27 protein-coding genes and 1 pseudogene are annotated in these 22,016 nt (G+C 47.4%); 18 read left to right on the forward strand and 10 right to left on the reverse strand.

Annotated elements, in window-relative coordinates; translation table 11 throughout:
- The first annotated feature begins 64 nt into the window (after nt 1-64).
- The 14 genes from MTO69_RS01420 (at nt 65) to rplI (ending at nt 9,257) form a co-directional block, all read left to right on the forward strand.
- Nucleotides 65-781 (forward strand): helix-turn-helix transcriptional regulator, encoded by a 717-nt coding sequence (locus MTO69_RS01420; RefSeq protein ID WP_248330469.1) that lies wholly within the window; start codon nt 65-67, stop codon nt 779-781.
- Between the two features lie 2 nt (nt 782-783).
- Entirely contained in the window at nt 784-1,179 is a 396-nt protein-coding gene (gene tusD, locus MTO69_RS01425) for a sulfurtransferase complex subunit TusD (RefSeq protein WP_248330471.1), read from the forward strand.
- Nucleotides 1,176-1,532 carry a sulfurtransferase complex subunit TusC gene (tusC, locus tag MTO69_RS01430; RefSeq protein ID WP_248330473.1) on the forward strand — a complete coding sequence of 119 codons (357 nt, stop codon included), beginning with the start codon at nt 1,176-1,178 and terminating at the stop codon, nt 1,530-1,532. Before tusD ends, tusC begins: the two co-directional genes overlap by 4 nt.
- 7 nt (nt 1,533-1,539) lie before the next feature.
- The gene (tusB, locus tag MTO69_RS01435) at nt 1,540-1,815 is read left to right on the forward strand and encodes a sulfurtransferase complex subunit TusB (protein ID WP_248330475.1); all 276 of its coding nucleotides are present in this window, start codon (nt 1,540-1,542) and stop codon (nt 1,813-1,815) included.
- 178 nt (nt 1,816-1,993) lie between these two features.
- Entirely contained in the window at nt 1,994-2,368 is a 375-nt protein-coding gene (gene rpsL / locus MTO69_RS01440; RefSeq protein WP_004399892.1) for a 30S ribosomal protein S12, read from the forward strand.
- 118 nt (nt 2,369-2,486) lie between these two features.
- Nucleotides 2,487-2,957 carry a 30S ribosomal protein S7 gene (gene rpsG, locus MTO69_RS01445; protein WP_045957025.1) on the forward strand — a complete coding sequence of 157 codons (471 nt, stop codon included), beginning with the start codon at nt 2,487-2,489 and terminating at the stop codon, nt 2,955-2,957.
- Nucleotides 2,958-3,112: 155 nt separating this feature from the next.
- The gene (gene fusA / locus MTO69_RS01450; RefSeq protein WP_248330477.1) at nt 3,113-5,212 is read left to right on the forward strand and encodes an elongation factor G; all 2,100 of its coding nucleotides are present in this window, start codon (nt 3,113-3,115) and stop codon (nt 5,210-5,212) included.
- Nucleotides 5,213-5,366: 154 nt separating this feature from the next.
- The gene (gene tuf, locus MTO69_RS01455; protein ID WP_248330413.1) at nt 5,367-6,551 is read left to right on the forward strand and encodes an elongation factor Tu; all 1,185 of its coding nucleotides are present in this window, start codon (nt 5,367-5,369) and stop codon (nt 6,549-6,551) included.
- A 320-nt stretch (nt 6,552-6,871) separates the two neighbouring features.
- Nucleotides 6,872-7,060: a (2Fe-2S)-binding protein gene (locus tag MTO69_RS01460; protein WP_176288785.1), complete on the forward strand. Its 189-nt coding sequence runs from the start codon at nt 6,872-6,874 to the stop codon at nt 7,058-7,060.
- 76 nt (nt 7,061-7,136) lie between these two features.
- Nucleotides 7,137-7,619 (forward strand): bacterioferritin, encoded by a 483-nt coding sequence (gene bfr / locus MTO69_RS01465; protein WP_248330479.1) that lies wholly within the window; start codon nt 7,137-7,139, stop codon nt 7,617-7,619.
- 209 nt (nt 7,620-7,828) lie between these two features.
- Nucleotides 7,829-8,218, forward strand: coding sequence for a 30S ribosomal protein S6 (rpsF, locus tag MTO69_RS01470; RefSeq protein WP_005381299.1), 390 nt, complete (start codon nt 7,829-7,831; stop codon nt 8,216-8,218).
- 8 nt (nt 8,219-8,226) lie between these two features.
- The gene (gene priB / locus MTO69_RS01475; RefSeq protein WP_248330481.1) at nt 8,227-8,529 is read left to right on the forward strand and encodes a primosomal replication protein N; all 303 of its coding nucleotides are present in this window, start codon (nt 8,227-8,229) and stop codon (nt 8,527-8,529) included.
- 16 nt (nt 8,530-8,545) lie between these two features.
- On the forward strand, nt 8,546-8,773 hold the full coding sequence (gene rpsR, locus MTO69_RS01480) for a 30S ribosomal protein S18 (protein ID WP_000090472.1): 228 nt from the start codon (nt 8,546-8,548) through the stop codon (nt 8,771-8,773).
- 31 nt (nt 8,774-8,804) lie between these two features.
- Nucleotides 8,805-9,257, forward strand: coding sequence for a 50S ribosomal protein L9 (gene rplI / locus MTO69_RS01485; RefSeq protein ID WP_248330483.1), 453 nt, complete (start codon nt 8,805-8,807; stop codon nt 9,255-9,257).
- Nucleotides 9,258-9,328: 71 nt separating this feature from the next.
- On the opposite strand, the gene MTO69_RS01490 is transcribed toward rplI, so the two are convergent.
- Entirely contained in the window at nt 9,329-10,051 is a 723-nt protein-coding gene (locus MTO69_RS01490; protein WP_248330485.1) for a DUF481 domain-containing protein, read from the reverse strand.
- 213 nt (nt 10,052-10,264) lie between these two features.
- On the opposite strand from MTO69_RS01490, the gene MTO69_RS01495 reads away from it, so the two are divergent.
- Both MTO69_RS01495 and alr read left to right on the forward strand, forming a co-directional pair.
- Nucleotides 10,265-11,677, forward strand: coding sequence for a replicative DNA helicase (locus MTO69_RS01495; RefSeq protein WP_248330487.1), 1,413 nt, complete (start codon nt 10,265-10,267; stop codon nt 11,675-11,677).
- Between the two features lie 12 nt (nt 11,678-11,689).
- Nucleotides 11,690-12,766, forward strand: coding sequence for an alanine racemase (gene alr / locus MTO69_RS01500; protein ID WP_248334219.1), 1,077 nt, complete (start codon nt 11,690-11,692; stop codon nt 12,764-12,766).
- Between the two features lie 56 nt (nt 12,767-12,822).
- On the opposite strand, the pseudogene MTO69_RS01505 reads toward alr, so the two are convergent.
- A pseudogene (locus tag MTO69_RS01505) lies at nt 12,823-13,245 on the reverse strand (secondary thiamine-phosphate synthase enzyme YjbQ).
- A 344-nt stretch (nt 13,246-13,589) separates the two neighbouring features.
- On the opposite strand from MTO69_RS01505, the gene pgi reads away from it, so the two are divergent.
- Nucleotides 13,590-15,242, forward strand: coding sequence for a glucose-6-phosphate isomerase (pgi, locus tag MTO69_RS01510; protein WP_248330489.1), 1,653 nt, complete (start codon nt 13,590-13,592; stop codon nt 15,240-15,242).
- Nucleotides 15,243-15,401: 159 nt separating this feature from the next.
- On the opposite strand, the gene MTO69_RS01515 is transcribed toward pgi, so the two are convergent.
- From MTO69_RS01515 to MTO69_RS01545, 7 genes are all read right to left on the reverse strand, one after another.
- Nucleotides 15,402-16,298, reverse strand: a complete 897-nt coding sequence (locus MTO69_RS01515; RefSeq protein WP_248330490.1) for a TIGR03899 family protein — start codon at nt 16,296-16,298, stop codon at nt 15,402-15,404.
- Nucleotides 16,299-16,596: 298 nt separating this feature from the next.
- A complete protein-coding gene (locus MTO69_RS01520; protein WP_248334220.1) occupies nt 16,597-17,061 on the reverse strand; it encodes a DUF3299 domain-containing protein in 465 nt (154 codons plus the stop codon).
- A gap of 35 nt (nt 17,062-17,096) precedes the next feature.
- Entirely contained in the window at nt 17,097-18,356 is a 1,260-nt protein-coding gene (locus MTO69_RS01525; protein ID WP_248330492.1) for an ABC transporter permease, read from the reverse strand.
- Complete coding sequence (locus tag MTO69_RS01530; RefSeq protein ID WP_248330494.1) at nt 18,353-19,060, reverse strand: ABC transporter ATP-binding protein; 708 nt, start codon at nt 19,058-19,060, stop codon at nt 18,353-18,355. Before MTO69_RS01530 ends, MTO69_RS01525 begins: the two co-directional genes overlap by 4 nt.
- Nucleotides 19,061-19,128: 68 nt before the next feature.
- Nucleotides 19,129-19,815, reverse strand: coding sequence for a zinc uptake protein ZrgA (gene zrgA / locus MTO69_RS01535; protein WP_248330496.1), 687 nt, complete (start codon nt 19,813-19,815; stop codon nt 19,129-19,131).
- Between the two features lie 69 nt (nt 19,816-19,884).
- Nucleotides 19,885-20,175, reverse strand: coding sequence for a DUF2607 family protein (locus tag MTO69_RS01540; protein ID WP_248330498.1), 291 nt, complete (start codon nt 20,173-20,175; stop codon nt 19,885-19,887).
- Nucleotides 20,176-20,264: 89 nt separating this feature from the next.
- Nucleotides 20,265-20,816 carry a YtfJ family protein gene (locus MTO69_RS01545; RefSeq protein ID WP_248330500.1) on the reverse strand — a complete coding sequence of 184 codons (552 nt, stop codon included), beginning with the start codon at nt 20,814-20,816 and terminating at the stop codon, nt 20,265-20,267.
- Between the two features lie 204 nt (nt 20,817-21,020).
- Between MTO69_RS01545 and MTO69_RS01550 the strand changes: the two genes are divergently transcribed.
- Entirely contained in the window at nt 21,021-21,215 is a 195-nt protein-coding gene (locus MTO69_RS01550; protein ID WP_248330502.1) for a DUF1107 domain-containing protein, read from the forward strand.
- 76 nt (nt 21,216-21,291) lie between these two features.
- Here the strand turns inward: MTO69_RS01550 and msrA are convergent, their stop codons facing one another.
- Entirely contained in the window at nt 21,292-21,921 is a 630-nt protein-coding gene (gene msrA / locus MTO69_RS01555) for a peptide-methionine (S)-S-oxide reductase MsrA (protein WP_248330504.1), read from the reverse strand.
- Nucleotides 21,922-22,016: the final 95 nt, after the last annotated feature.

Raw genomic sequence — 22,016 nt, forward strand, 5'->3', positions numbered from 1 at the left:
TGCTTATCAAAATTTCTGATAAACTTACACCAATTTGTTGATTTTTCGCGCTAAGGCTTAAAAAGTGACCACTACAGAAACAGTAAACACGGATATGTTGCTCGAAATGGAATCTGTCAATGTGATGCCATTTAGCGAGCACGACAAAATAATTCTGCGATCGTATGAAGCGGTGGTCGATGGCATCGCGAGCCTTATCGGTCCGTTTTGTGAAATTGTTCTTCATTCACTCGAAGACTTGAACACGTCTGCGATCAAAATTGCCAACGGTGAGAATACCGGGCGTCAGGTAGGCTCGCCAATCACCGACCTCGCGCTGAAGATGCTTAAAGACATTGAAGGTTCTGAACGTAACTTCTCGCGCTCCTACTTTACCCGTGCTAAAGGCGGCGTGCTGATGAAATCTATTACGGTAGCGATCCGTAATGGGGAGAACCGCGTCATTGGCTTGTTGTGTATCAACGTCAACCTCGACGCTCCCTTCTCTCAGGTATTGCAGTCGTTCATGCCGACGGAAGAAGCCAAGCAAGCCGCCTCTTCGGTTAACTTTGCCAGTGATGTGGAAGAGCTGGTTGACCAAACTGTGGAACGGACAATCGAAGAGATCAATGCCGACAAGTCAGTCTCGAACAACACCAAAAATCGTCAGATCGTCATGGAGCTGTACGACAAAGGGATTTTTGATATTAAAGATGCGATTAACCGCGTGGCGGACCGCCTCAATATCTCTAAACATACGGTTTATCTCTACATTCGTCAGCGTAAAACTGAGGATGAATAATCGTGAGTGGTCTGACTTACACCCTAGTGGTCAATGGACCGGTTTACGGACGCCAATCCGCGCGTAGTGCGTATCTGTTTGCCAAGGCACTGATTGAACAAGGCCATACTCTGGTAAGCGTGTTCTTCTACCAAGATGGTGTGACCAATGGCACAGCATTGAGTGTCCCTGCGAATGATGAATTTGATCTCACCCAAGCCTGGCAAACCCTGGCTAAGCAGCACAATATCCGCTTAGAAACTTGTGTCTCCGCTGCGCTGCGTCGAGGTATTATTGGGGAAGAGGAAGCCAGTCAACATGGCCTTACGCAAAGCAATCTTGCTTCAGGGTTTGAGCAGGCCGGGCTAGGTAGCTTGGCTGAAGCGATGTTAACCCAAGACCGAGTGGTGCAGTTTTGAGTCAGTTAACCTATCTATTTAGAACCGCTCCTCATAGTTCAAATGCAGGCCGCGAAGGGGTCGATGCGCTGCTCGCGGCGTCTGCTTACTGTGAGGATATTAGCGTGTTGTTTGTGGGCGATGGTGTTTATCAGTTGCTGCTCGGCCAAGACCCAAACGCTATCCTAAGTAAAGACTACGCACCGATGTTAAAGCTTTTTGACCTGTACGACATTGAGCAGGTGTTCGTCTGCCAAGAGTCATTGCAGCAGCGAGGTTTAGCCCACGTTGATCTAGTGATTGATGCGCAACTGCTTGCTGTCGAGCAGGTGCAACAGCAATTGCAACAGGCCGGTAAACTGCTGTCATTTTGAGGGGATTATGTTACATATCATCAAATCGGTCTCAGCACTCAGTGATGCAGTGCGACTCTGTCAACAACACGATGAGCTACTACTGATTGAAGAAGCGGTCTACGCTGCTGTGGCTCAACACAGTGCGTTTCATCAGCTGCAAGGGCTATCTGTGTCTGCACTCGAGAATGACTTGCAAGCTCGAGGTATTCATCAACGCATTAGTCCCTCGATCACGGTGGTCGATTACGCCGGTTTTGTCGAGCTGACCGTAAAACAAGCCAAATCTCTTACCTGGGATTAGCCCTCATTTCCTGTCGAGTACGCTTTACGGATGAAATGCCCTTATTGGACAAAAAAGATCCGTATATTTCTTGACACACATCTCACTGCTGAATAGAATTTTGCGTCCCTAACTGCCGATGGTAGTTAGGGCTAGATTTTTCACAAAGCTTACTTTCAAGTAAATCAGGAGCTAGTTAATGGCAACTATTAACCAGTTGGTACGTAAGCCACGTGCAAAGCAAGTTGTTAAAAGCAACGTGCCTGCACTAGAAGCGTGCCCACAAAAACGTGGTGTATGTACTCGTGTTTACACTACTACACCTAAAAAACCTAACTCGGCACTACGTAAAGTATGTCGTGTACGTCTAACAAACGGTTTCGAAGTAACTTCGTACATCGGTGGTGAAGGTCACAACCTTCAAGAGCACAGTGTTGTTCTAATCCGCGGCGGTCGTGTAAAAGACCTTCCGGGTGTTCGCTACCACACAGTACGTGGTGCACTAGACTGTGCTGGCGTAAATGACCGTAAACAAGGTCGTTCTAAGTACGGTGTGAAGCGTCCTAAGTCTTAATGCCCTTCTTTTTAAGAGAGAAGCGTTAAGTAAGGCCAAACACTAAAATTAAATTTTAATTTTTGAAGAAACTGTAAAGTTTTGGATAACCTGAAGAATAAGACAACGGAGAAACTCCATGCCACGTCGTCGCGTCATCGGTCAGCGTAAGATCCTTCCAGATCCAAAGTTCAAATCTGAACTGCTGGCAAAATTCGTTAACATCCTAATGGTTGACGGAAAGAAATCTACTGCAGAGAAAATTGTTTACACTGCACTAGACACTATGGCTGAGAAATCTGGTAAAGATCACTTAGCTGTATTTGAAGAAGCTCTTGAAAATGTTCGCCCAGCGGTAGAGGTTAAATCTCGCCGTGTAGGTGGTTCAACTTACCAAGTACCTGTAGAAGTACGTCCGGTTCGCCGCAACGCACTTGCTATGCGTTGGTTGGTTGAAGCTGCGCGTAAGCGTGGTGAAAAATCTATGGCTCAACGCCTAGCTGCTGAAATGCTAGACGCGTCTGAGAACAAAGGTACTGCGGTTAAGAAACGTGAAGACGTTCACCGCATGGCTGACGCTAACAAAGCGTTCGCACATTACCGTTGGTAATACCTTTCAGTGCCGCGGGAACCCTCGCGGCGCTACTCTAGTTCCTATGCGCAAGCTTAGGAACTATTGCTATATCTAGGGCTAGCAAAAATTGTCCAAATTGGGCGAGATGCAACTAGAAATAGCAATAGTCCCTAATTCAAGAGGATTCAATCGTGGCTCGTAAAACACCTATAGAGCGCTACCGCAATATCGGTATCGTCGCTCACGTAGACGCAGGTAAAACAACCACAAGTGAACGTATTCTGTTCTACACTGGTCTTTCTCACAAAATCGGTGAAGTTCACGATGGTGCTGCTACCATGGACTGGATGGAGCAGGAACAAGAGCGTGGTATCACTATCACCTCTGCTGCTACGACAACCTTCTGGCGTGGTATGGAAGCCCAATTCCCAGACCACCGCATCAATATCATCGATACCCCTGGACACGTAGATTTCACTATCGAAGTAGAGCGTTCTTTGCGCGTACTGGATGGTGCGGTTGTGGTTTTCTGTGGCTCGTCTGGTGTTGAACCTCAATCAGAAACCGTTTGGCGTCAAGCCGACAAGTACCATGTTCCACGCCTGGTGTTTGTTAACAAGATGGACCGCGCAGGTGCTGACTTCCTTCGTGTCGTCGAGCAAATCAAAAACCGCCTTGGTGCAAACCCTGTCCCTATTCAACTTAACGTTGGTGCAGAAGAGGACTTCAAAGGTGTGATTGATCTGATCAAGATGAAGATGATCAACTGGAGCGAAGAAGACCAAGGCACGACCTTCACTTATGAAGCGATCCCTGACGACATGGTTGAACTTGCGGAAGAGTACCGCATGAACCTTGTCGAAGCTGCGGCAGAAGCATCTGAAGAGTTGATGGACAAGTACCTTGAAGAAGGTGAATTGACTGAAGCAGAAATCAAGCAAGCACTACGTACTCGTACACTAAACAATGAAATCGTTCTTGCTACCTGTGGTAGTGCGTTCAAAAACAAAGGTGTGCAAGCGGTACTTGATGCAGTGGTTGAATACCTACCTGCGCCAGTCGACGTTCCTGCGATCAAGGGCATCGACGAAAACGAAAATGAAGTTGAGCGCCATGCGGACGACAACGAACCTTTCTCTGCGCTCGCGTTCAAAATTGCCACTGACCCATTCGTTGGTACGCTGACCTTTATGCGTGTCTACTCTGGCGTGGTGAACTCTGGCGACGCCGTTTATAACTCGGTGAAGCAGAAGAAAGAGCGTTTCGGACGTATCGTGCAGATGCACTCAAATAAGCGCGAAGAGATCAAAGAAGTTCGTGCGGGTGACATCGCTGCAGCGATCGGTCTAAAAGACGTAACAACCGGCGATACCTTGTGTGATCAAAACCATAAGGTGATTCTGGAGCGCATGGAGTTCCCGAATCCGGTTATTCAGATCGCGGTAGAGCCTCGCTCTGTTGCGGATCAGGAAAAGATGGCGATTGCACTAGGTAAGCTAGCCGCAGAAGATCCATCATTCCGTGTAGAAACGGACGATGAAACGGGACAAACCTTGATCTCTGGTATGGGTGAACTACACCTAGATATCATCGTTGACCGTATGAAGCGTGAATTCAGCGTTGACTGTAATGTTGGTAAACCTCAGGTGGCGTACCGTGAAACTATCCGTGGTAACGCGGAAGTCGAAGGTAAGTTTGTTCGTCAATCTGGTGGTCGTGGTCAGTATGGTCACGTATGGATCAAACTGGAGCCATCTGAACCTGGCGAAGGTTTTGTCTTTGTCGACGAAATTGTGGGTGGTGTGGTTCCTAAGGAATACATCAGTTCGGTAGCGAAAGGTATCGAAGAGCAAATGAACAGTGGCGTACTAGCGGGTTACCCAGTGCTAGATATCAAAGCCACATTGTTTGATGGCTCATACCACGATGTTGACTCTAACGAAATGGCGTTTAAGATCGCCGGCTCGATGGCATTCAAGAAAGGTGCACTTGAAGCGCAACCTGTTCTTCTTGAGCCTATGATGAATGTTGAAGTAACAACTCCAGAAGACTGGATGGGTGATGTTGTAGGTGACCTTAACCGTCGCCGCGGCATGATCGAAGGTATGGACGATGGTGTGGCGGGGATCAAGATCATCCGCGCACAAGTTCCGCTATCTGAGATGTTTGGTTACGCAACTGACCTACGCTCTGCAACTCAAGGCCGTGCGTCTTACTCTATGGAGTTTAATGAGTACGCCGAAGTACCGAAAAACTTCGCAGAGAAAATCATTGCAGACCGTGGTTACTAAACAAAGCGCCTTGAACTGAAAAAAAGTCTAGCTTTTTTTAAGATCAAAGCGTCGAAATATTGCGCTGACATGCGTTGGCGCATAAAATAGCAATTTCTGGCGCGTCTCGATCAATTCGGATCGCGGCGAATCATAACTAGGAAGGAACACGATCGTGTCTAAAGAAAAATTTGAACGTACTAAACCGCACGTTAACGTTGGTACTATCGGCCACGTTGACCACGGTAAAACAACTCTAACTGCTGCAATCTGTACTACTCTAGCTAAAGTGTACGGCGGTGAAGCGAAAGACTTCGCATCTATCGATAACGCTCCAGAAGAGCGTGAGCGCGGTATCACAATCGCAACTTCTCACGTTGAGTACGACACTCCAACTCGTCACTACGCACACGTAGACTGTCCAGGACACGCTGACTATGTTAAAAACATGATCACAGGTGCTGCACAGATGGACGGTGGTATCCTAGTTGTTGCTGCAACTGACGGCCCAATGCCTCAGACTCGTGAGCACATCCTACTAGGCCGTCAGGTTGGTATCCCATACATCATCGTATTCATGAACAAATGTGACATGGTTGACGATGAAGAGCTACTAGAACTAGTAGAAATGGAAGTACGTGAGCTTCTATCTGAGTACGACTTCCCAGGCGACGACCTACCAGTAATCCAAGGTTCAGCTCTTGGCGCCCTAAACGGCGAGAAAGAGTGGGAAGACAAGATCGTTGAACTAGCAGAAGCGCTAGACAACTACATCCCAGAGCCAGAGCGTGCAATCGATCAGCCATTCCTAATGCCAATCGAAGACGTATTCTCAATCCAAGGTCGTGGTACAGTAGTAACAGGTCGTATCGAGCGCGGTATCCTAACTGTAGGTGACGAAGTAGAAATCGTAGGTATCAAAGAGACTACAACAACTACTTGTACTGGTGTTGAGATGTTCCGTAAGCTTCTAGACGAAGGTCGTGCGGGTGAGAACGTTGGTGCACTTCTACGTGGTACTAAGCGTGACGAAGTAGAGCGTGGTCAAGTACTAGCGGCTCCTAAGTCAATCAACCCACACACTAAGTTCGAATCAGAAGTCTACGTACTGTCTAAAGATGAAGGTGGTCGTCACACTCCATTCTTCAAAGGCTACCGTCCACAGTTCTACTTCCGTACAACTGACGTAACTGGTAACATCGAGCTACCAGAAGGCGTAGAAATGGTAATGCCAGGTGACAACATCAAGATGACTGTAGAGCTAATCGCACCAATCGCGATGGACGAAGGTCTACGTTTCGCAATCCGCGAAGGTGGCCGTACAGTTGGTGCTGGTGTTGTTGCTAAGATCTTCGACTAATTCTTAGCAATTATTTGAAGGCTGCACACCTCTTCTTCCGAGAAGAATACGCATCTGAAAAAGGGAAGCTTCGGCTTCCCTTTTTTGTTTTTAGTTATAAGAGCACAAGAGTTTTCTCTAGTTATAATTGACTGAAAAATAACGGCTATTGAGCCTGCTCAAGAACTCAATTGATTTCGATTTTCGCTAAGGCATTGAATAACCGCTACAGTGAACAAGCCGATATAACAAAAGGTTCTGACCATGGCTTAAATACAACTAGAAATGATAACTGTTCTTGTTTATATTTTCTTTGTCGAGTGGTATAGGAGTAACTGACGATGTATGTGTGTCTTTGTCATGGCATTTCAGATAAGAAAATTAGGAAGTTAGCCGTTGAGCAAGGCATTACGGACATTAAAGGCATAAAAAGATGCACGGCGTTGGGCAGTCAATGTGGCAAGTGCATTAAGCCGACGAAAGAGATTTTGGCCGAAACGAGTTATCTACAATTGAAGCAAGCCAGCTAGCGATAAAGCTGAGCCGTTTTTGACACCCTGCTATTTGGAACTAGAGTTAAAGGAGCCAAAGAGGAGGGCGTTTGTCATGAAAGGCGATCCAATCATTATTCAACATCTCAACAAAGTGCTCGGCAACGAGCTTGTCGCAATCAATCAATATTTTCTCCATGCCCGCATGTATAAAGACTGGGGCTTAAAGCACCTCGCTGATAAAGAGTATCACGAGTCCATTGATGAGATGAAACACGCTGACCATCTCATCGAACGCATTCTGTTCCTCGAGGGACTGCCCAATCTGCAAGACTTAGGCAAATTGATGATCGGCGAGGACACTCAAGAGATGCTTGAGTGCGATTTAAAACTAGAAATGGCAGCAATACCCGATTTAAAAAATGCCATTGCTTATGCTGAAGATGTTCACGACTATGTGTCACGCGATCTTTTCCAAGAAATTCTTGAAGATGAAGAAGAGCATGTGGATTGGCTCGAAACCCAATTAGGTTTGATTGAGATGACCGGGATTCAAAATTACCTTCAGGCTCAATACGTCGATGACGATGAAGATTAGCCTTAAGCCACACACATCGACTTGACTATAAAACACGCCCGCTCGCTCAACAGCGGGCGTGCTTTTTTCACCGCACATTTCGCTTGCTTAAACAGGTTTGTTTCTGTACTATTCGTGCTCCTTAAACTCAGTCAATTATCTTTAGTTCCTTGCTTCCTCTGGATGACTGAGCCAACTGTGGAAGCTGAATAATCCGTAAGGAGCAACCAATGCGTCATTACGAAATCGTATTCATGGTGCACCCAGATCAAAGCGAGCAAGTTGCTGGCATGATCGAGCGTTACACTGGTTCAATCACTGAAGCTGGCGGTAAAATCCACCGTCTAGAAGACTGGGGTCGTCGTCAACTGGCTTACCCAATCAACAAGCTTCACAAAGCTCACTACGTTCTAATGAACGTTGAAGCTGACCAAGCTGTAATTGATGAGCTAGAAACTGCTTTCCGTTTCAACGATGCAGTTCTACGTAACATGATCATGCGTACTAAAGCAGCGATCACTGAGCAATCTATCATGCTTAAGCAAAAAGAAGAGCGTGCTCCACGTCGTGAAGAGCGTTCTGAAGCTAAGCCTGAAGCTAAGTCAGAAGCTGCTGAGTAATTCGCCTTATGACCAATCGAATGGAGCTATCTGGCACTATCGCCAAACCGCCCGTTCGGAGTAAAAGTCCCAGTGGCATTGAACACTGTCGATTTTGGTTAGAGCATCGCTCTACTGTTATTGAAGCTGACCTACCGAGACAAGTTTATTGTCGTATGCCGGTCGTCGTCAGCGGGCAAAGGTCACAAGCATTCACTCAGAATTTAGTACAAGGCAGTAGCATTAAGGTAGGGGGCTTTGTCGCCTATCAAACCGGCCGAAATGGCGTGGGAAAATTGGTGCTGCATGCCGACAACATTACTCAAATTTAAGATCAGGAGATAGCCCATGGCTCGTTTCTTCCGTCGTCGTAAATTCTGCCGTTTCACTGCAGAAGGCGTACAAGAGATTGATTACAAAGACGTAGCAACTCTTAAAAACTACATCACTGAAGCTGGTAAAATCGTACCTAGCCGTATCACTGGTACAAGCGCTAAGTACCAACGTCAACTAGCTCGCGCGATCAAACGTTCTCGCTACCTAGCTCTACTACCGTACACTGACAAGCATCAGTAATCGGTTCGTTTTTAAAAAGAGGAATTAAACAATGCAAGTTATTCTACTTGATAAAATCGGCAAACTAGGTGCTCTAGGCGAAACTGTTAACGTTAAGTCTGGCTACGCTCGTAACTTCCTTATCCCTCAAGGTAAAGCAGTTATGGCAACTAAAGCTAACGTTGAAATGTTTGAAGCACGTCGTGCTGAACTTGAAGCAAAAGCTGCAGACCAACTTGCTGCTGCTGAAGCTCGCGCTGAGAAAGTTAACGCTCTAGAAGCTGTTGTTATCGCTTCTAAAGCAGGTGACGAAGGTAAACTATTCGGTTCTATCGGTACTCGCGACATCGCTGATGCAATCACTGCAGCTGGCGTTGAAGTGGTTAAGAGTGAAGTTCGTCTTCCTGAAGGCGCACTACGTAACACTGGTGAGTTCGAGATCAGCGTTCAACTTCACGCAGAAGTGTTCGCGACAGTTAACCTACAAGTTGTTGCTGCTGAATAATTCAGTATCAAGACGTATTCTAAAAGCACCTGTTCGCAGGTGCTTTTTTTATGTCTGGGGTGTGGAGAGCATTAAAATACAAACAACAAGTTGACCGAGAATATCGAGTCAGACTTTTGTAATCCATCGGGTACGCGGTCATGATATTGGCGCGAGTGGTTGATACTTAGTGCGATCGCTTCGGTTATATTGTTGGTGACGCTAATTTCACTATCAGTACGCGTATTGCTGCGTCCTGACACAATGGTAATGTCTGCTGAAGCGTGCAAAGTATCGAGTATTTTCCAACTGGCATTTAGCTTGCCACGGAATATGGCTTCACGAACCGTTTCTGGAAAAACAATATCCTTATCATCTATCTCGTCGAGATTGGGTTCTTGGTAACGGAAACCAGGACCGAGTTCAAGTTCGACCAGTAATTTGTCGGTATTAGTCAGTTGATAACCGAGACCGCCAGACAGGGTGTAATCTTTGAAGTAGGCACTGTAGAGAGAGTCGACTCCGCGAAAGCTTCCATATAAATAGGTGCTTGCTCCCAACTTGTAGTCACTCTGCATTGAGTAAGTGGATTGGCGCTTATCTTCACTGCCATCTTTGTAGAGCAGGTAGTATTTCCATTCGCCGTGGGTTCGGTGACGACCTTTGAGATACTCGGCACTAAGGCGCGAATTGAGCGCGCGCGAATCAGAGTTGCCAGTATGCGATTGGTAGCCAAACTCCACTTCCGATTTCCATGGTGATTCGGGCTCGCTTTGTGCATCTACTGTCCCTTGATCATCTGCATAGACGAGCATTGGGGTCAGTGCTCCTATACATAACAGCCAAAGTTTAGACACTCGCAACCTCTAGTTAAAAAATTCAGTGGGCAATAATAGGACGAATGTCCTCAAATATGGTCAACGACAAGTTAATTCTACATGAGAACCCGACAAAGTCTTGCTTTGTTACAGACATCAGTGCCAATCTCGTTATAATTAGCGATCTAGAGCAAGTTGTTGAGCAGAACCATGGCTGAAGCGAAAATAGATTACCGAAACAAGAAGTTTAGCGACGCACAAGTGGATGCGATCAAAGTTCCCCCTCACTCATTGGAGGCAGAACAGTCGGTTATCGGCGGTTTGCTGCTGGACAATGAGCGCTGGGATACAGTCGCCGAGCGGGTGGTGGCCAAAGATTTCTATAGCCGACCACACCGTCTGATCTTTGAAGCGGTCAAGGCGATATTGGAAGACAACAAACCGCTCGATCTGATCACCTTGTCAGAGTTTCTTGAGCTGCGGGAGCAGTTGGACGATGTTGGCGGCTTTGCTTACCTTGCCGATTTGGTGAAGAACACGCCAAGTGCAGCCAATATTAATGCCTATGCGGACATTGTCGCTGAGCGTGCTTTAGTGCGTGATCTGATTGGTGTTGCCAATGAAATTGCTGATGCTGGCTACGACCCACAAGGCCGTACCTCCGAAGATTTACTCGATCTTGCCGAGAGTAAAGTTTTTGCCATCGCAGAATCGCGCACCAACGAAAATGAAGGCCCGCAGAACGTCGACAATATCCTGGAGAAGACCCTAGAGCGCATCGAGCTTTTGTATAAAACACCGCAAGATGGTGTGACTGGGGTAAACACCGGCTTTACTGACTTAAATAAGAAAACAGCGGGTTTACAAGGCTCTGATCTGGTCATTGTTGCTGCACGTCCCTCGATGGGTAAAACCACGTTTGCGATGAACTTGTGCGAAAACGCCGCGATGGAGCAGGAAAAACCGGTGCTGATCTTCTCGCTGGAGATGCCAGCAGAACAGATTATGATGCGTATGTTGGCGTCCTTGTCACGTGTTGACCAAACCAAGATTCGTACGGGTCAGCTCGATGATGAAGATTGGGCACGCATTTCTTCAACCATGGGAATTCTGATGGAGAAGAAGAACATGTACATCGATGACAGCTCAGGTCTGACGCCAACCGAAGTGCGTTCACGTGCGCGACGCATTGCTCGTGACCATGGTGGCTTGTCGATGATCATGGTCGACTACCTTCAGTTGATGCGAGTCCCTTCTTTGTCCGACAACCGTACGCTAGAGATCGCCGAAATTTCACGCTCACTGAAAGCGCTGGCTAAAGAGCTAAATGTTCCGGTGGTGGCATTGTCGCAGCTTAACCGCTCCCTTGAGCAACGTGCGGATAAACGCCCCGTAAACTCTGACTTACGTGAGTCCGGCTCTATCGAGCAGGATGCCGACTTGATCATGTTTATCTACCGTGATGAGGTGTATAACCCTGATAGTTCGATGAAAGGCACAGCGGAAATTATCATAGGTAAGCAGCGTAACGGCCCTATCGGTTCAGTGCGATTGACTTTCCAAGGTCAATGGTCACGCTTTGATAACTATGCAGGCCCGGCATTCGATATGGACGATGAGTAATTTATGACCCATATGAAAGCGGCGACCGCCTACATTGATTTGGCGGCGCTCAAGCACAACCTAGCACAGATTAAACAGCAAGCGCCGCACAGCAAAGTGATGGCAGTGGTCAAAGCAAATAGCTATGGCCATGGTTTACGCCATATTGCGAAAAGTGCCGATGGTGCTGATGCGTTTGGCGTAGCCCGTATCGAAGAAGCGCTACAGCTAAGGGCTTGTGGGGTGGTTAAGCCGATTTTGCTGTTGGAAGGTTTTTACTCTCCAGGCGATCTCCCCGTGCTTGTGACCAATAATATTCAGACTGTGGTTCATTGCGAAGAGCAGTTAGTCGCGCTCGAGCAAGCCCAACTCGAGACACCCGTGGTCGTGTGGTTAAAAATAGACAGTGGTATGCACCGCTTAGGGGTGAGACCAGAGCAATACCCCGACTTTATCCGCCGTTTGAAAGCATGCCCCAATGTGGCCAAGCCAATGCGCTACATGAGCCATTTTGGCTGTGCTGATGAACTGGATAAGTCGACCACCAACCAGCAAACCGAGCTGTTTATGTCTTTGACCGAAGGTTGCGAAGGTGAGCGCTCACTAGCAGCATCAGCAGGCTTGCTCGCTTGGCCGGACAGTCAACTCGATTGGGTACGGCCAGGTATTATTATGTACGGCGTGTCCCCATTCGGTGAAAAAAATGCTCAGCAGATGGGCTACCAACCAGTGATGACACTTAAATCTCATTTGATAGCAGTACGAGACGTAAAAGCCGGTGAGAGCGTTGGTTACGGTGGGATTTGGACCAGTGAGCGTGACACCAAGGTTGGTGTGATTGCGATTGGTTACGGCGACGGTTACCCAAGAATGGCGCCTTACGGCACGCCTGTGTGGGTGAATGGCCGCAAGGTACCACTTGCCGGGCGGGTATCAATGGACATGCTGACCGTCGACCTTGGTCCTGATGCGATAGACAGAGTGGGTGACGAAGCCACCTTGTGGGGACAAGCGCTCCCTGTTGAGGAGGTCGCTGAGCATATTGGTACGATTGCCTATGAACTGGTGACCAAATTGACCTCGCGAGTGGACATGGAATACAGCGAGTAATTCGCTAGAGATGACACACAACAACAAGCCGGCTCACTTAGCCGGCTTTTTGCTGTTTACTTTTGGCCGTGCAGGGTGGCGACAATGCGTCGACTTCCGCCATGATCTCTGTGCTCACCCAGATAGATGCCTTGCCATGTTCCCAGTGCTAAGCGTCCATGGCTTATCGGAATCATCACACTGCATCCAAGTGTTGAAGCTTTGATGTGCGCAGGCATATCATCATCGCCTTCATAAGTGTGTTGGTAGTATGGCGCTCACTCAGGCACAAACTGATTAAAGTGCTTTTCCATATCATGCCTGACAGTCGGATCTGCGTTTTCATTGATGGTCAAACTCGCTGAGGTGTGCTGGATGAAAAGCTGTAATATTCCCACAGAATATTCGGCGATTTGCGGTAATTGTTGTTCAATTTCATCGGTAATGAGATGAAACCCGCGTCGCCGAGCCTTGAGATGTAGTGTTGTTTGTGTCCACATAAACCGAACTATCCTAGAAGTGTTGTGACAAATGGTTAAGCTTAATCAAGGTTAGTGTTAAAATTCTCAGTGTGTTTTAGGTTATTGTTCACTTTTGGAACAGGGAACGTGACCTAACTCAATGTGAGGGTAACTCACCTGCGTCATAATGTGCGCTTGAAAAAAAATTACAAAGGGTGTGAATGCCAATCAGAATAAATATCTGAACACTATTTTATCTAGACTGGTATTAGTGGCATTTTGCCTAAACACACCTAATATTATTATTTTGCTTAATCGGGGATTCCACCAGTTTTCGCTAGACTGTATGGAATAGAACCTACTGTAACATCGGGATAGGTACCATGTTGAAAAATATCAATCCAACGCAAACGCAAGCTTGGAAAGCGCTGACAGCGCACTTTGAATCGGCACAAGATATGGATATGAAAGCGCTGTTTGCTCAAGATCCAGCTCGTTTTGATAAATTCTCAGCACGCTTCGGCTCAGACATTCTTGTCGACTACTCAAAGAACTTGGTTAACGAGGAGACGCTCAAGCACCTGTTTGCTCTGGCGAATGAAACTGAGCTAAAAGCGGCAATCGAGGCGATGTTCAGTGGTGAAGCAATCAACAAAACCGAAGATCGCGCAGTACTGCACACTGCTCTGCGTAACCGCAGCAACAAGCCAGTGATGGTTGATGGCGAAGACGTAATGCCAGCTGTCAATGCCGTGCTAGAAAAGATGAAATCATTCACAGAGCGCGTGATCGGCGGTGAGTGGAAAGGTTACACAGGCAAGGCAATTACCGATATCGTTAACATCGGTATCGGCGGCTCTGACCTTGGCCCTTACATGGTGACCGAAGCGCTGGCACCCTACAAAAACCACCTAAATCTGCACTTTGTTTCTAACGTTGATGGTACCCACATCGTTGAGACTCTAAAGAAAGTTGATCCTGAAACAACGCTATTCCTGATTGCGTCTAAGACATTCACCACGCAAGAAACCATGACTAACGCGCACTCTGCTCGTGATTGGTTCCTGAAATCTGCTGGCGACCAGGCTCACGTAGCTAAGCACTTTGCCGCCCTGTCTACTAACGCTAGCGCGGTTTCTGAGTTTGGTATTGATACCGACAACATGTTTGAGTTCTGGGATTGGGTTGGCGGTCGTTACTCGCTATGGTCAGCTATCGGTCTTTCGATTGCGCTTGCTGTAGGTTACGACAACTTTGTTGAGCTACTTGATGGTGCACACGAGATGGATAACCATTTCGCGTCAACGGAACTGGAGAGCAACATCCCAGTCATCCTTGCTTTGATTGGCCTATGGTACAACAACTTCCATGGTGCAGAGTCTGAAGCGATTCTTCCTTACGATCAGTACATGCACCGTTTTGCGGCTTACTTCCAGCAAGGCAACATGGAATCTAACGGTAAATACGTTGACCGTGACGGTAATGCTGTGACGTACCAAACAGGTCCAATTATTTGGGGTGAGCCTGGCACAAACGGCCAGCACGCGTTCTACCAGCTGATCCACCAAGGTACTAAGCTGATCCCTTGTGACTTCATTGCGCCGGCAATCAGCCACAACCCAGCGAGCGATCACCATCAGAAACTCATGTCTAACTTCTTCGCGCAAACGGAAGCACTAGCGTTTGGTAAATCTGAAGAAACGGTAAAAGCGGAATTTGCTAAAGCAGGTAAGAGCGAAGCAGAAGCGGCGACTCTGGCACCATTTAAAGTGTTCGAAGGTAACCGCCCAACTAACTCTATTTTGGTTAAGCAGATCACGCCACGTACACTCGGTAATCTGATTGCGATGTACGAACATAAGATCTTCGTACAAGGTGTTATCTGGAACATCTTCAGCTTCGACCAGTGGGGTGTGGAGCTAGGTAAACAACTCGCGAACCAAATCCTACCTGAGCTTGCCGATGAGTCTGAAATCAGCTCGCACGATAGCTCGACTAACGGTCTGATTAACGCATTTAAAGCGTTTAAAGCTTAATTGCCGAGAGGCTGGCAGCCTTGTAGACTGCCAGTTCAACAAATTTGAGCTATTCAATTGTAATAACGCCAACCCAATCGGGTTGGCGTTTTTTATTCGGCAAGGGGGACGCTATCCCATCGAGATTAATATCTGGTCAGCAAATTATCCCGCTTGGCATCAAGCTGTTGTATCGATGCTCGGGGAGGCTTCGGTGCTGGCAGTAAATTTCTGGCTTAACATCGCAACCAACTGGTCGTAATACTGCATATTCGGCTTGTTGCCCAGCAGCTTGCACAACTCGTTGCCAGTGGGGCTAAACCGATAGTAGATCAAACGAACACCCTTACTGTGCGCTTGTAACGCCAACTGTTTTCCTTGATAAAGTAAGGGCAGCGGAGAGTCTAACTCAATTTCGCCAGATTCGAGCTCGGTACCATGCATCAGGCCGAGTTCAAATAGCACCAGTAAGCTGGAGTAAGGGAGCTGATAATTGCCGACATTGATATTGCTGGTTGTTGTTCGTTTCCCAAAACTGAATATTCCTCCCTGCGCTCGATAGCCGACCAGCAACTTTCGGCTATTGTCTCCACCAAAACTGCACGCCAAGGTTGCCGCACGCTGAAGAATTTGCGCTTCTTTAGGCGTCATATCTTGCAAGACTTTGAGTGCTTTCATCGAGGTAGAACCAGGATTGGTCACCTCTCGCTTCAGTACCTGAGCCCATAAGCGCTGCATAGCGTGATTGTGGACTTCTTGCGCCATATCGAAATAGCGATAGAGCCAATCTTGGTCTGGATCGCCAGCGGTTTCATCCTTACAGGAAATATGCGCAAGTTTGAGGATTTGTTCGAGGTTTTTCTGTCTAATCTCTTTGCGCTTCCGCTCGCGAACCAGTGCGCGTTCAAGGGTGCTTTTCTCTGGTTTGTCCGTTTGCAGCAGCGCGTCTAGGCCATATGTCTGCGCAATATTAAGTACCCGACTGGCGCTGTCTTTGATGTAGCTCGATTTCTTCTCGCGCCGCGGTGCTTGTTCGGCTTCATGCTCGATAACAACGGGCTTATTGGTCTCAGACATGCTATTTCCTTGGCCATCAGATGCTTAAGTAGAGTATTAACTGTACCTCGGAACCCGTGGACCCGCCACAGAAAGAGTGTGACCCAGTTTATAAAAATATCGCTACCACAAATGATAACAAGTTGTTAAAATTGTTATCATTACTCTTGAGGGGCTTATGAAGTATTTTAATGACAATAAACTGAAGAAGCACCTGTCAATCGCTCTGCTGCTACTGCTCTACCTAGCGGTACTTGGTTATCTTTCCCGCTATATAGCCTAGAAAAGGGTGTTAACAGGTCGCTGATTGTTGTAACACTTACATATCATCGTATTCGGCGATCTCTGTGCCTTGGATGACATATCCAGTTTCGGCCAATTCGTGACTGACCGTTTCTGTTTTTAGTTTACCGATCACGTACACCACGTCCCACAACTGCTGTATTGGTGCACCCTGAGGGAAGTTCACGTAGATGATTTGGTTGGGTGGTGGCGGTGGTACGTGGATACAAGCGCCAAAGTAGGGTACCAGCAGGAACTCGGTCACCTTGCTTTCATCCCCTTCTAACGGAATCACAAATCCCGGTATTTTGACCAAACTACCATCGAGTTCTTGTCTTACTCCACCAATTTTTGATTGCTGCATGATGTCACCATCGTGATCGATTTCAGGCATCCCGGTTGAATCAAACTGGTTACGTTCGTTTTCAGGAATCAGGTCTATCCACTCTAGGGTGAGAGGTTCGCTAGCCTGCACCGAGGTACTGATTCCGACCAAGGTCATGAGAGTGAGTAGTAAAAGAGAGAATAGTTTCATAATTAAACTCGAATTGTCATTCCGTCACTGAGAGATTGCTTGTAAGCGCGTAAAGCTGGAATAAAGCCAATCAAGGTTCCGGCCAGTTGTACTGCCAAAAGTAGCTTTAACTCATAAGCAGACAAGCCAACTAGCGCTAAGTTGATGCCGTACATTTGTTGAATCATAGGTGCCGCGATGCTCAGCAGTGCATACAAACCCGTCGTACCGACGATAACACCAATCATGGTCAGTGCACTTGCCTCTAATATCAATAAGCTGAACACGTGCCTTGGTCTGGCGCCCATTGCTCTGAGAATCGCCATTTCACGGCGTCGCTCTTGCAAGCTTGTGAGTAGGCTCGATAGCATACCTAACAACCCAGCAATAACGACAAACACCGACACTGCCATCAGAGCTTGCTCGGCGACAGACATCATGCCCCACAGTTCATGCAAAGCGACACCGGGCAAAATAGCACTTAACGGCTCTTGATTGTACGTATTGATCTGACGTTGTAAGGCAAAGGTTTGGATTTTTGATTTGAGTCCCAACATCATCGCGGTGATCTGTTTGGGTTCAAAGTCCATGCTTTGGAGCTGTGCGGCCTCGGGCGTATTGCCTAAGTTGGCACCGCTCTCCCAACCGACGTGAATCGCTTCAATTGCTTGCAGAGAAACGTGAACAGTTTTGTCGACCGGCGTCCCTGTTGGCGCCAGAATACCGACCACAACAAAAGGGAGGTTTTCATGGCGGCTGAAACCGACATCGCTGATGCCATGAGCAATGACCATTTCACTGCCAATCTTGTAGTTGAGCTGTTTGGCAACATCGGCGCCGATCACCGCTTCAAACAGACCATTAAACTCGCCGCCTTGGCTAAACGCGAGATTCTGTTTTTGACCATAGCGATAGTGTTCGAAGTAGCTATGGTTGGTTCCCATCACCCGAAAGCCTCGATGCGAGTCGCCGAGTGAGATTGGGATTGCCCAATCAACAGCTCGGTGTTGGCTAAACTCTTGATAGCTTTTCCAGTCGATATTATTGGTGGCATTGCCGATACGAAATACCGAGTAGAGTAGTAGGTTTACCTGACCAGAGCGTCCACCGACAATCAGGTCGGTACCTGAAATCGTATTGGCGAAGCTGCTTTTGGCTTGAGTTCGAATGCGCTCGACCCCGAGCAGCAAAATAACCGAGATGGCGACAGTGAGTATGGTCAGCAGTGCCGTTACTTTACGGTTACGAACGCTTTTCAAGGCTAAGGTAAGCGTTGGTGTCATAGCGCACCTCCGGCGTGGTTGATCTGCTGAAGATTAATGGTCTTATCGAAGTAGGCTTCGAGTGTCGGATCGTGGCTGACAAACAACAGGGTTGAGTTCGCTTGGTTGACCCGTTCGAGTAGCAACTTAATGAAGGCGCTGCGATTATCAAAGTCGAGTGATGAGGTTGGCTCATCAGCAATAATGACTTTGGGTTGGCCCATCAGGGCACGTGCTGCTGCGACGCGTTGTTGCTGGCCAATACTCAGCTCTGCCACTGGCTTTGACAGCAGTGAGTTTGGTAGATGCAGTTGCTGCAGAAGCTCAATGGCTTTCGCGCTTAAATCACCATTCACTTGCTGACGACGATAGGCTGAGAACTGACAAGGTAGCATCACGTTTTCAACCACATTCAGATAAGGGAGCAAGTTAAACTGCTGAAAAATATAGCCGATATTGTCTGCACGAAATTTATCGCGCTGACTGCCTGTCATCGCAGAAAGCGCTTGCCCGAGTACCGATACCTGACCTTGAGTCGCGGTATGAATACCGGTGAGCAAGCCCAACAGGGTAGATTTACCACAGCCGCTCGGGCCTTTGATAAATAGGTGCTCGCCAGTGTTTACGCTTAGAGTGCGAATGTCGAGCGTGGGCTCATCGTTGCCGGGCCAAGTAAAAGTCACTTGATCGAGCTCAACCACGGGGCGGTTGTGTTGACTGTCCATTGGTTTATCCATCATAGCAAGGTAGCTCAGCAGGCTGAGCTACCTCATGGGTTTTATCCCGTTTTGTATTAGAAAGAAATAGTCTTTTGCCCGCTTTTAAGCTCGAGCGCGGCTTGTTTAGTGTCAGTCAGAATATTCACTTTGATCGATTCTGTTGTAGGGAACAGAGTAAACCACTGCGTGTCGATGCTACTAATGGCTTGAATATTCTGGCACTGGTAGTGATATTGAACACTGAACTCACCATGACCTGAATGCGCTCCATGGTCGTGATCCTCATGCTTTTCATGATCATGATGCTCATGTTTATCGTGGTCATGATGTTCATGTTTGTCATGATCATGATGCTCATGTTTGTCGTGGTCATGGTGTTCATGCTTGTCATGATCATGATGCTCATGTTTGTCATGGTCATGGTGCTCTTCGCTTTCACCTAAAGTGTGGCTGACCGACTGATACTCAACATCACAGCCTGCCGCGGTTGCGAGGGTAAACACGTTGGCGGCTTGTTGTAACTTAGCCAACGCATTGTCTAAGGTTTGTTGCTGCTCGGCATTTTGTGGCGCGTGCTCAAAACCGACGACATCGGCGCCAGGCGCTGTGATTTCGAACAGGAGTTCATTGCCATCTTGGGCGATGTTGATTTCAACTTGACCGTGTACGTGAGCATCGTGTTGGCGAAAGCCCTCATCGGCGTTAACCAAAGTGCTAGAGGTAAAGGCTAGAGCAAAAGCGATAGGAGTCAGTTTTTTCATTGTTTATCCTGAAATAGTAAGTCGATGATGTGCAGCTTGATTGTTTTATTGCTGCTAGGTCAGTAATAACTATGTATGGCTCAGGATAGGAGGCGAGCGAGCTAAATAGGCAAACGCCAACATTGGGGAAAAATGATAGGGTGTTGGCGATTCAATCTTGTTGCCAACAGGCATGGATAGGACACATGGCGTTGCCGCACTAGCACCATGTAGGGCGGTTGCCAATAATTGGCAGTGGTGCTCAGTATGGTCAGTGTTAGCAAGATCATACTGGTGGTCAAGGTACGCAGCGTTGAGCCATAGCACCATTGCGATAGCTAAGCAGGCAATCGTCTTTAGGTAGAGTGATGATATAGCCAAGCGTCTCATGAGCAACCACAATCCAAACGTAAAAAATGGAACTGTTATACTATAACAATTCCATTTAAAAGGCGAAATCTACCTCAAGCTTAGAGATGTTGTTTGATAAGCGTTAGGACTTGCTCTATCTGTTGTTGATTTAAAGCGCCCTCTTTGACAAACAAAACTTGTCCTTGCTTGTCTTGCACTATGATTGCAGATGATTCCTCAGCCAGTTGCCATGCTTTGGCCACACTGCCTTCTTCATCCAGAACGATAGATGACCAAGGGAACTCCTTTTTGCTGTCTTGAGCCGACGATTTAACAAACGAGCCGGTTCCCCAAACAGCATCATCTTGGTTAATGATGGTGGTGGTTTGATAGCTCTCTGTTGAAAACTTCGCTTCAGTAATGGCATTCATTAAGGCGGCGTTCATCTCTTTGGCACTGCTGCGACCGGCTATCGCTTGAATCACTCGTACCTTTCCGAGCAGATCGTTACTTGACCACGCTTGGAAGCTGGTTTTGTCACCGTCTAGGGTGACTTCACCATAAGCGGTGACCTCGACGCTAGGCACGGACTGGCCTAAGGTGATGTTGTGTGCGAACGCAAAGCTTGGAGAGCATGCGACAAGTAGAGTCAGTAGGGTTTTGATTTTCATTATGTTGTTCCTCTTATCGTGAGCAAAAAGTATATACCTAAACGTCAACAATCGGTAAAGCTCAAGGAGAATTGCGTGAGCAAAGATCATTTTGTTAACAAAGTGGTACACATTCGAACCCCATCAGGTATAATCCCCCCAAGTTCTAAGGATAAGAACGGTGCGGCCAGGCTGGCCGCCTCATAAAAGGATATTGGAGTCGTTATGCTGCGTGAGTTTACTAATTATCGTCCTCAACAGATTGCTCGATTTGTTAAAACTTTGTTTAAAGGACAGTTTGCCATTGAAGGCGTCGGGGAGTTTGATTTTGATAATGGCAAGGTGTTGCTGCCCGATGTCAACGATCAGCAAAAACTAATGACATTTAAAGAGATTAATCAAGCGATTGACGCCCTGTAGGCTTGATATCGGTTGTCATCAAAAAAGTCGCCACGAGGCGACTTTTTTTGTTGCGAGGAATTAAGGTCAACAGACCTTAGTCTTGTGGTGGAAAACAGACGCCGGTTCCGCCTAAGCCGCAATAACCTTGAGGGTTCTTGGCTAAGTATTGCTGATGATAATCCTCGGCGTAGTAGTAACGGCCCGCAGGTAAAATCTCCGTGGTGATTTCGCCCGCTTTCGAGCCCAATAGCGTTTGATAGTCTTGCTTTGATTTTATCGCCGCTTCCCATTGTTGGTCGCTGTAGACATAAATGGCTGAGCGATACTGAGTACCTAAATCGTTGCCTTGACGCATCCCTTGTGTCGGATTGTGCCGCTCCCAAAAAGCGTGCAGTAGTTGCTCAAGAGTAATGACTTCCGGATTGAACACCACACGAACCACTTCGGCATGACCGGTTAAACCGCTACACACTTCCTCGTAGCTTGGGTTGGGGGTAAAACCACCCGCATAGCCGACACTGGTACTCACTACCCCATCTAACTGCCAAAACAGACGCTCCGCCCCCCAAAAACACCCCATGCCAAACAGTATCTTCTCGCAACCTTTAGGGGGCTCGGCAGTCAAACTGGATTGATTGACATAATGACTATCTTGAATCGAGATTGCGGTGTCGCGTCCCGGCAACGCATTGTCAGCGGAAATTAGGGTTTGTTTGTCGAGCATCAGAAGCATCCTTAATCAATCATTTTGTACAAACGCCGTCTAATTAACTGTTTTCATACAGACTTCTATTGGTGGAGGCGTTATTATTCTTTCAT

The organism is Vibrio sinaloensis (assembly GCF_023195835.1).
Lineage (GTDB): Bacteria > Pseudomonadota > Gammaproteobacteria > Enterobacterales > Vibrionaceae > Vibrio > Vibrio sinaloensis_C.

Bases quoted from the DNA above. Each gene is read 5' to 3' on its own strand.
- tusB (WP_248330475.1), top strand. From the start codon at position 1,540: ATGTTACATATCATCAAATCGGTCTCAGCACTCAGTGATGCAGTGCGA.
- rpsL (WP_004399892.1), top strand. From the start codon at position 1,994: ATGGCAACTATTAACCAGTTGGTACGTAAGCCACGTGCAAAGCAAGTT.
- rpsG (WP_045957025.1), top strand. From the start codon at position 2,487: ATGCCACGTCGTCGCGTCATCGGTCAGCGTAAGATCCTTCCAGATCCA.
- MTO69_RS01460 (WP_176288785.1), top strand. From the start codon at position 6,872: ATGTATGTGTGTCTTTGTCATGGCATTTCAGATAAGAAAATTAGGAAG.
- bfr (WP_248330479.1), top strand. From the start codon at position 7,137: ATGAAAGGCGATCCAATCATTATTCAACATCTCAACAAAGTGCTCGGC.
- rpsF (WP_005381299.1), top strand. From the start codon at position 7,829: ATGCGTCATTACGAAATCGTATTCATGGTGCACCCAGATCAAAGCGAG.
- priB (WP_248330481.1), top strand. From the start codon at position 8,227: ATGACCAATCGAATGGAGCTATCTGGCACTATCGCCAAACCGCCCGTT.
- rpsR (WP_000090472.1), top strand. From the start codon at position 8,546: ATGGCTCGTTTCTTCCGTCGTCGTAAATTCTGCCGTTTCACTGCAGAA.
- rplI (WP_248330483.1), top strand. From the start codon at position 8,805: ATGCAAGTTATTCTACTTGATAAAATCGGCAAACTAGGTGCTCTAGGC.
- MTO69_RS01490 (WP_248330485.1), bottom strand. From the start codon at position 10,051: ATGCTCGTCTATGCAGATGATCAAGGGACAGTAGATGCACAAAGCGAG.
- MTO69_RS01495 (WP_248330487.1), top strand. From the start codon at position 10,265: ATGGCTGAAGCGAAAATAGATTACCGAAACAAGAAGTTTAGCGACGCA.
- alr (WP_248334219.1), top strand. From the start codon at position 11,690: ATGAAAGCGGCGACCGCCTACATTGATTTGGCGGCGCTCAAGCACAAC.
- pgi (WP_248330489.1), top strand. From the start codon at position 13,590: ATGTTGAAAAATATCAATCCAACGCAAACGCAAGCTTGGAAAGCGCTG.
- MTO69_RS01515 (WP_248330490.1), bottom strand. From the start codon at position 16,298: ATGTCTGAGACCAATAAGCCCGTTGTTATCGAGCATGAAGCCGAACAA.
- MTO69_RS01520 (WP_248334220.1), bottom strand. From the start codon at position 17,061: ATGACCTTGGTCGGAATCAGTACCTCGGTGCAGGCTAGCGAACCTCTC.
- MTO69_RS01525 (WP_248330492.1), bottom strand. From the start codon at position 18,356: ATGACACCAACGCTTACCTTAGCCTTGAAAAGCGTTCGTAACCGTAAA.
- MTO69_RS01530 (WP_248330494.1), bottom strand. From the start codon at position 19,060: ATGGACAGTCAACACAACCGCCCCGTGGTTGAGCTCGATCAAGTGACT.
- zrgA (WP_248330496.1), bottom strand. From the start codon at position 19,815: ATGAAAAAACTGACTCCTATCGCTTTTGCTCTAGCCTTTACCTCTAGC.
- MTO69_RS01545 (WP_248330500.1), bottom strand. From the start codon at position 20,816: ATGAAAATCAAAACCCTACTGACTCTACTTGTCGCATGCTCTCCAAGC.
- MTO69_RS01550 (WP_248330502.1), top strand. From the start codon at position 21,021: ATGCTGCGTGAGTTTACTAATTATCGTCCTCAACAGATTGCTCGATTT.
- msrA (WP_248330504.1), bottom strand. From the start codon at position 21,921: ATGCTCGACAAACAAACCCTAATTTCCGCTGACAATGCGTTGCCGGGA.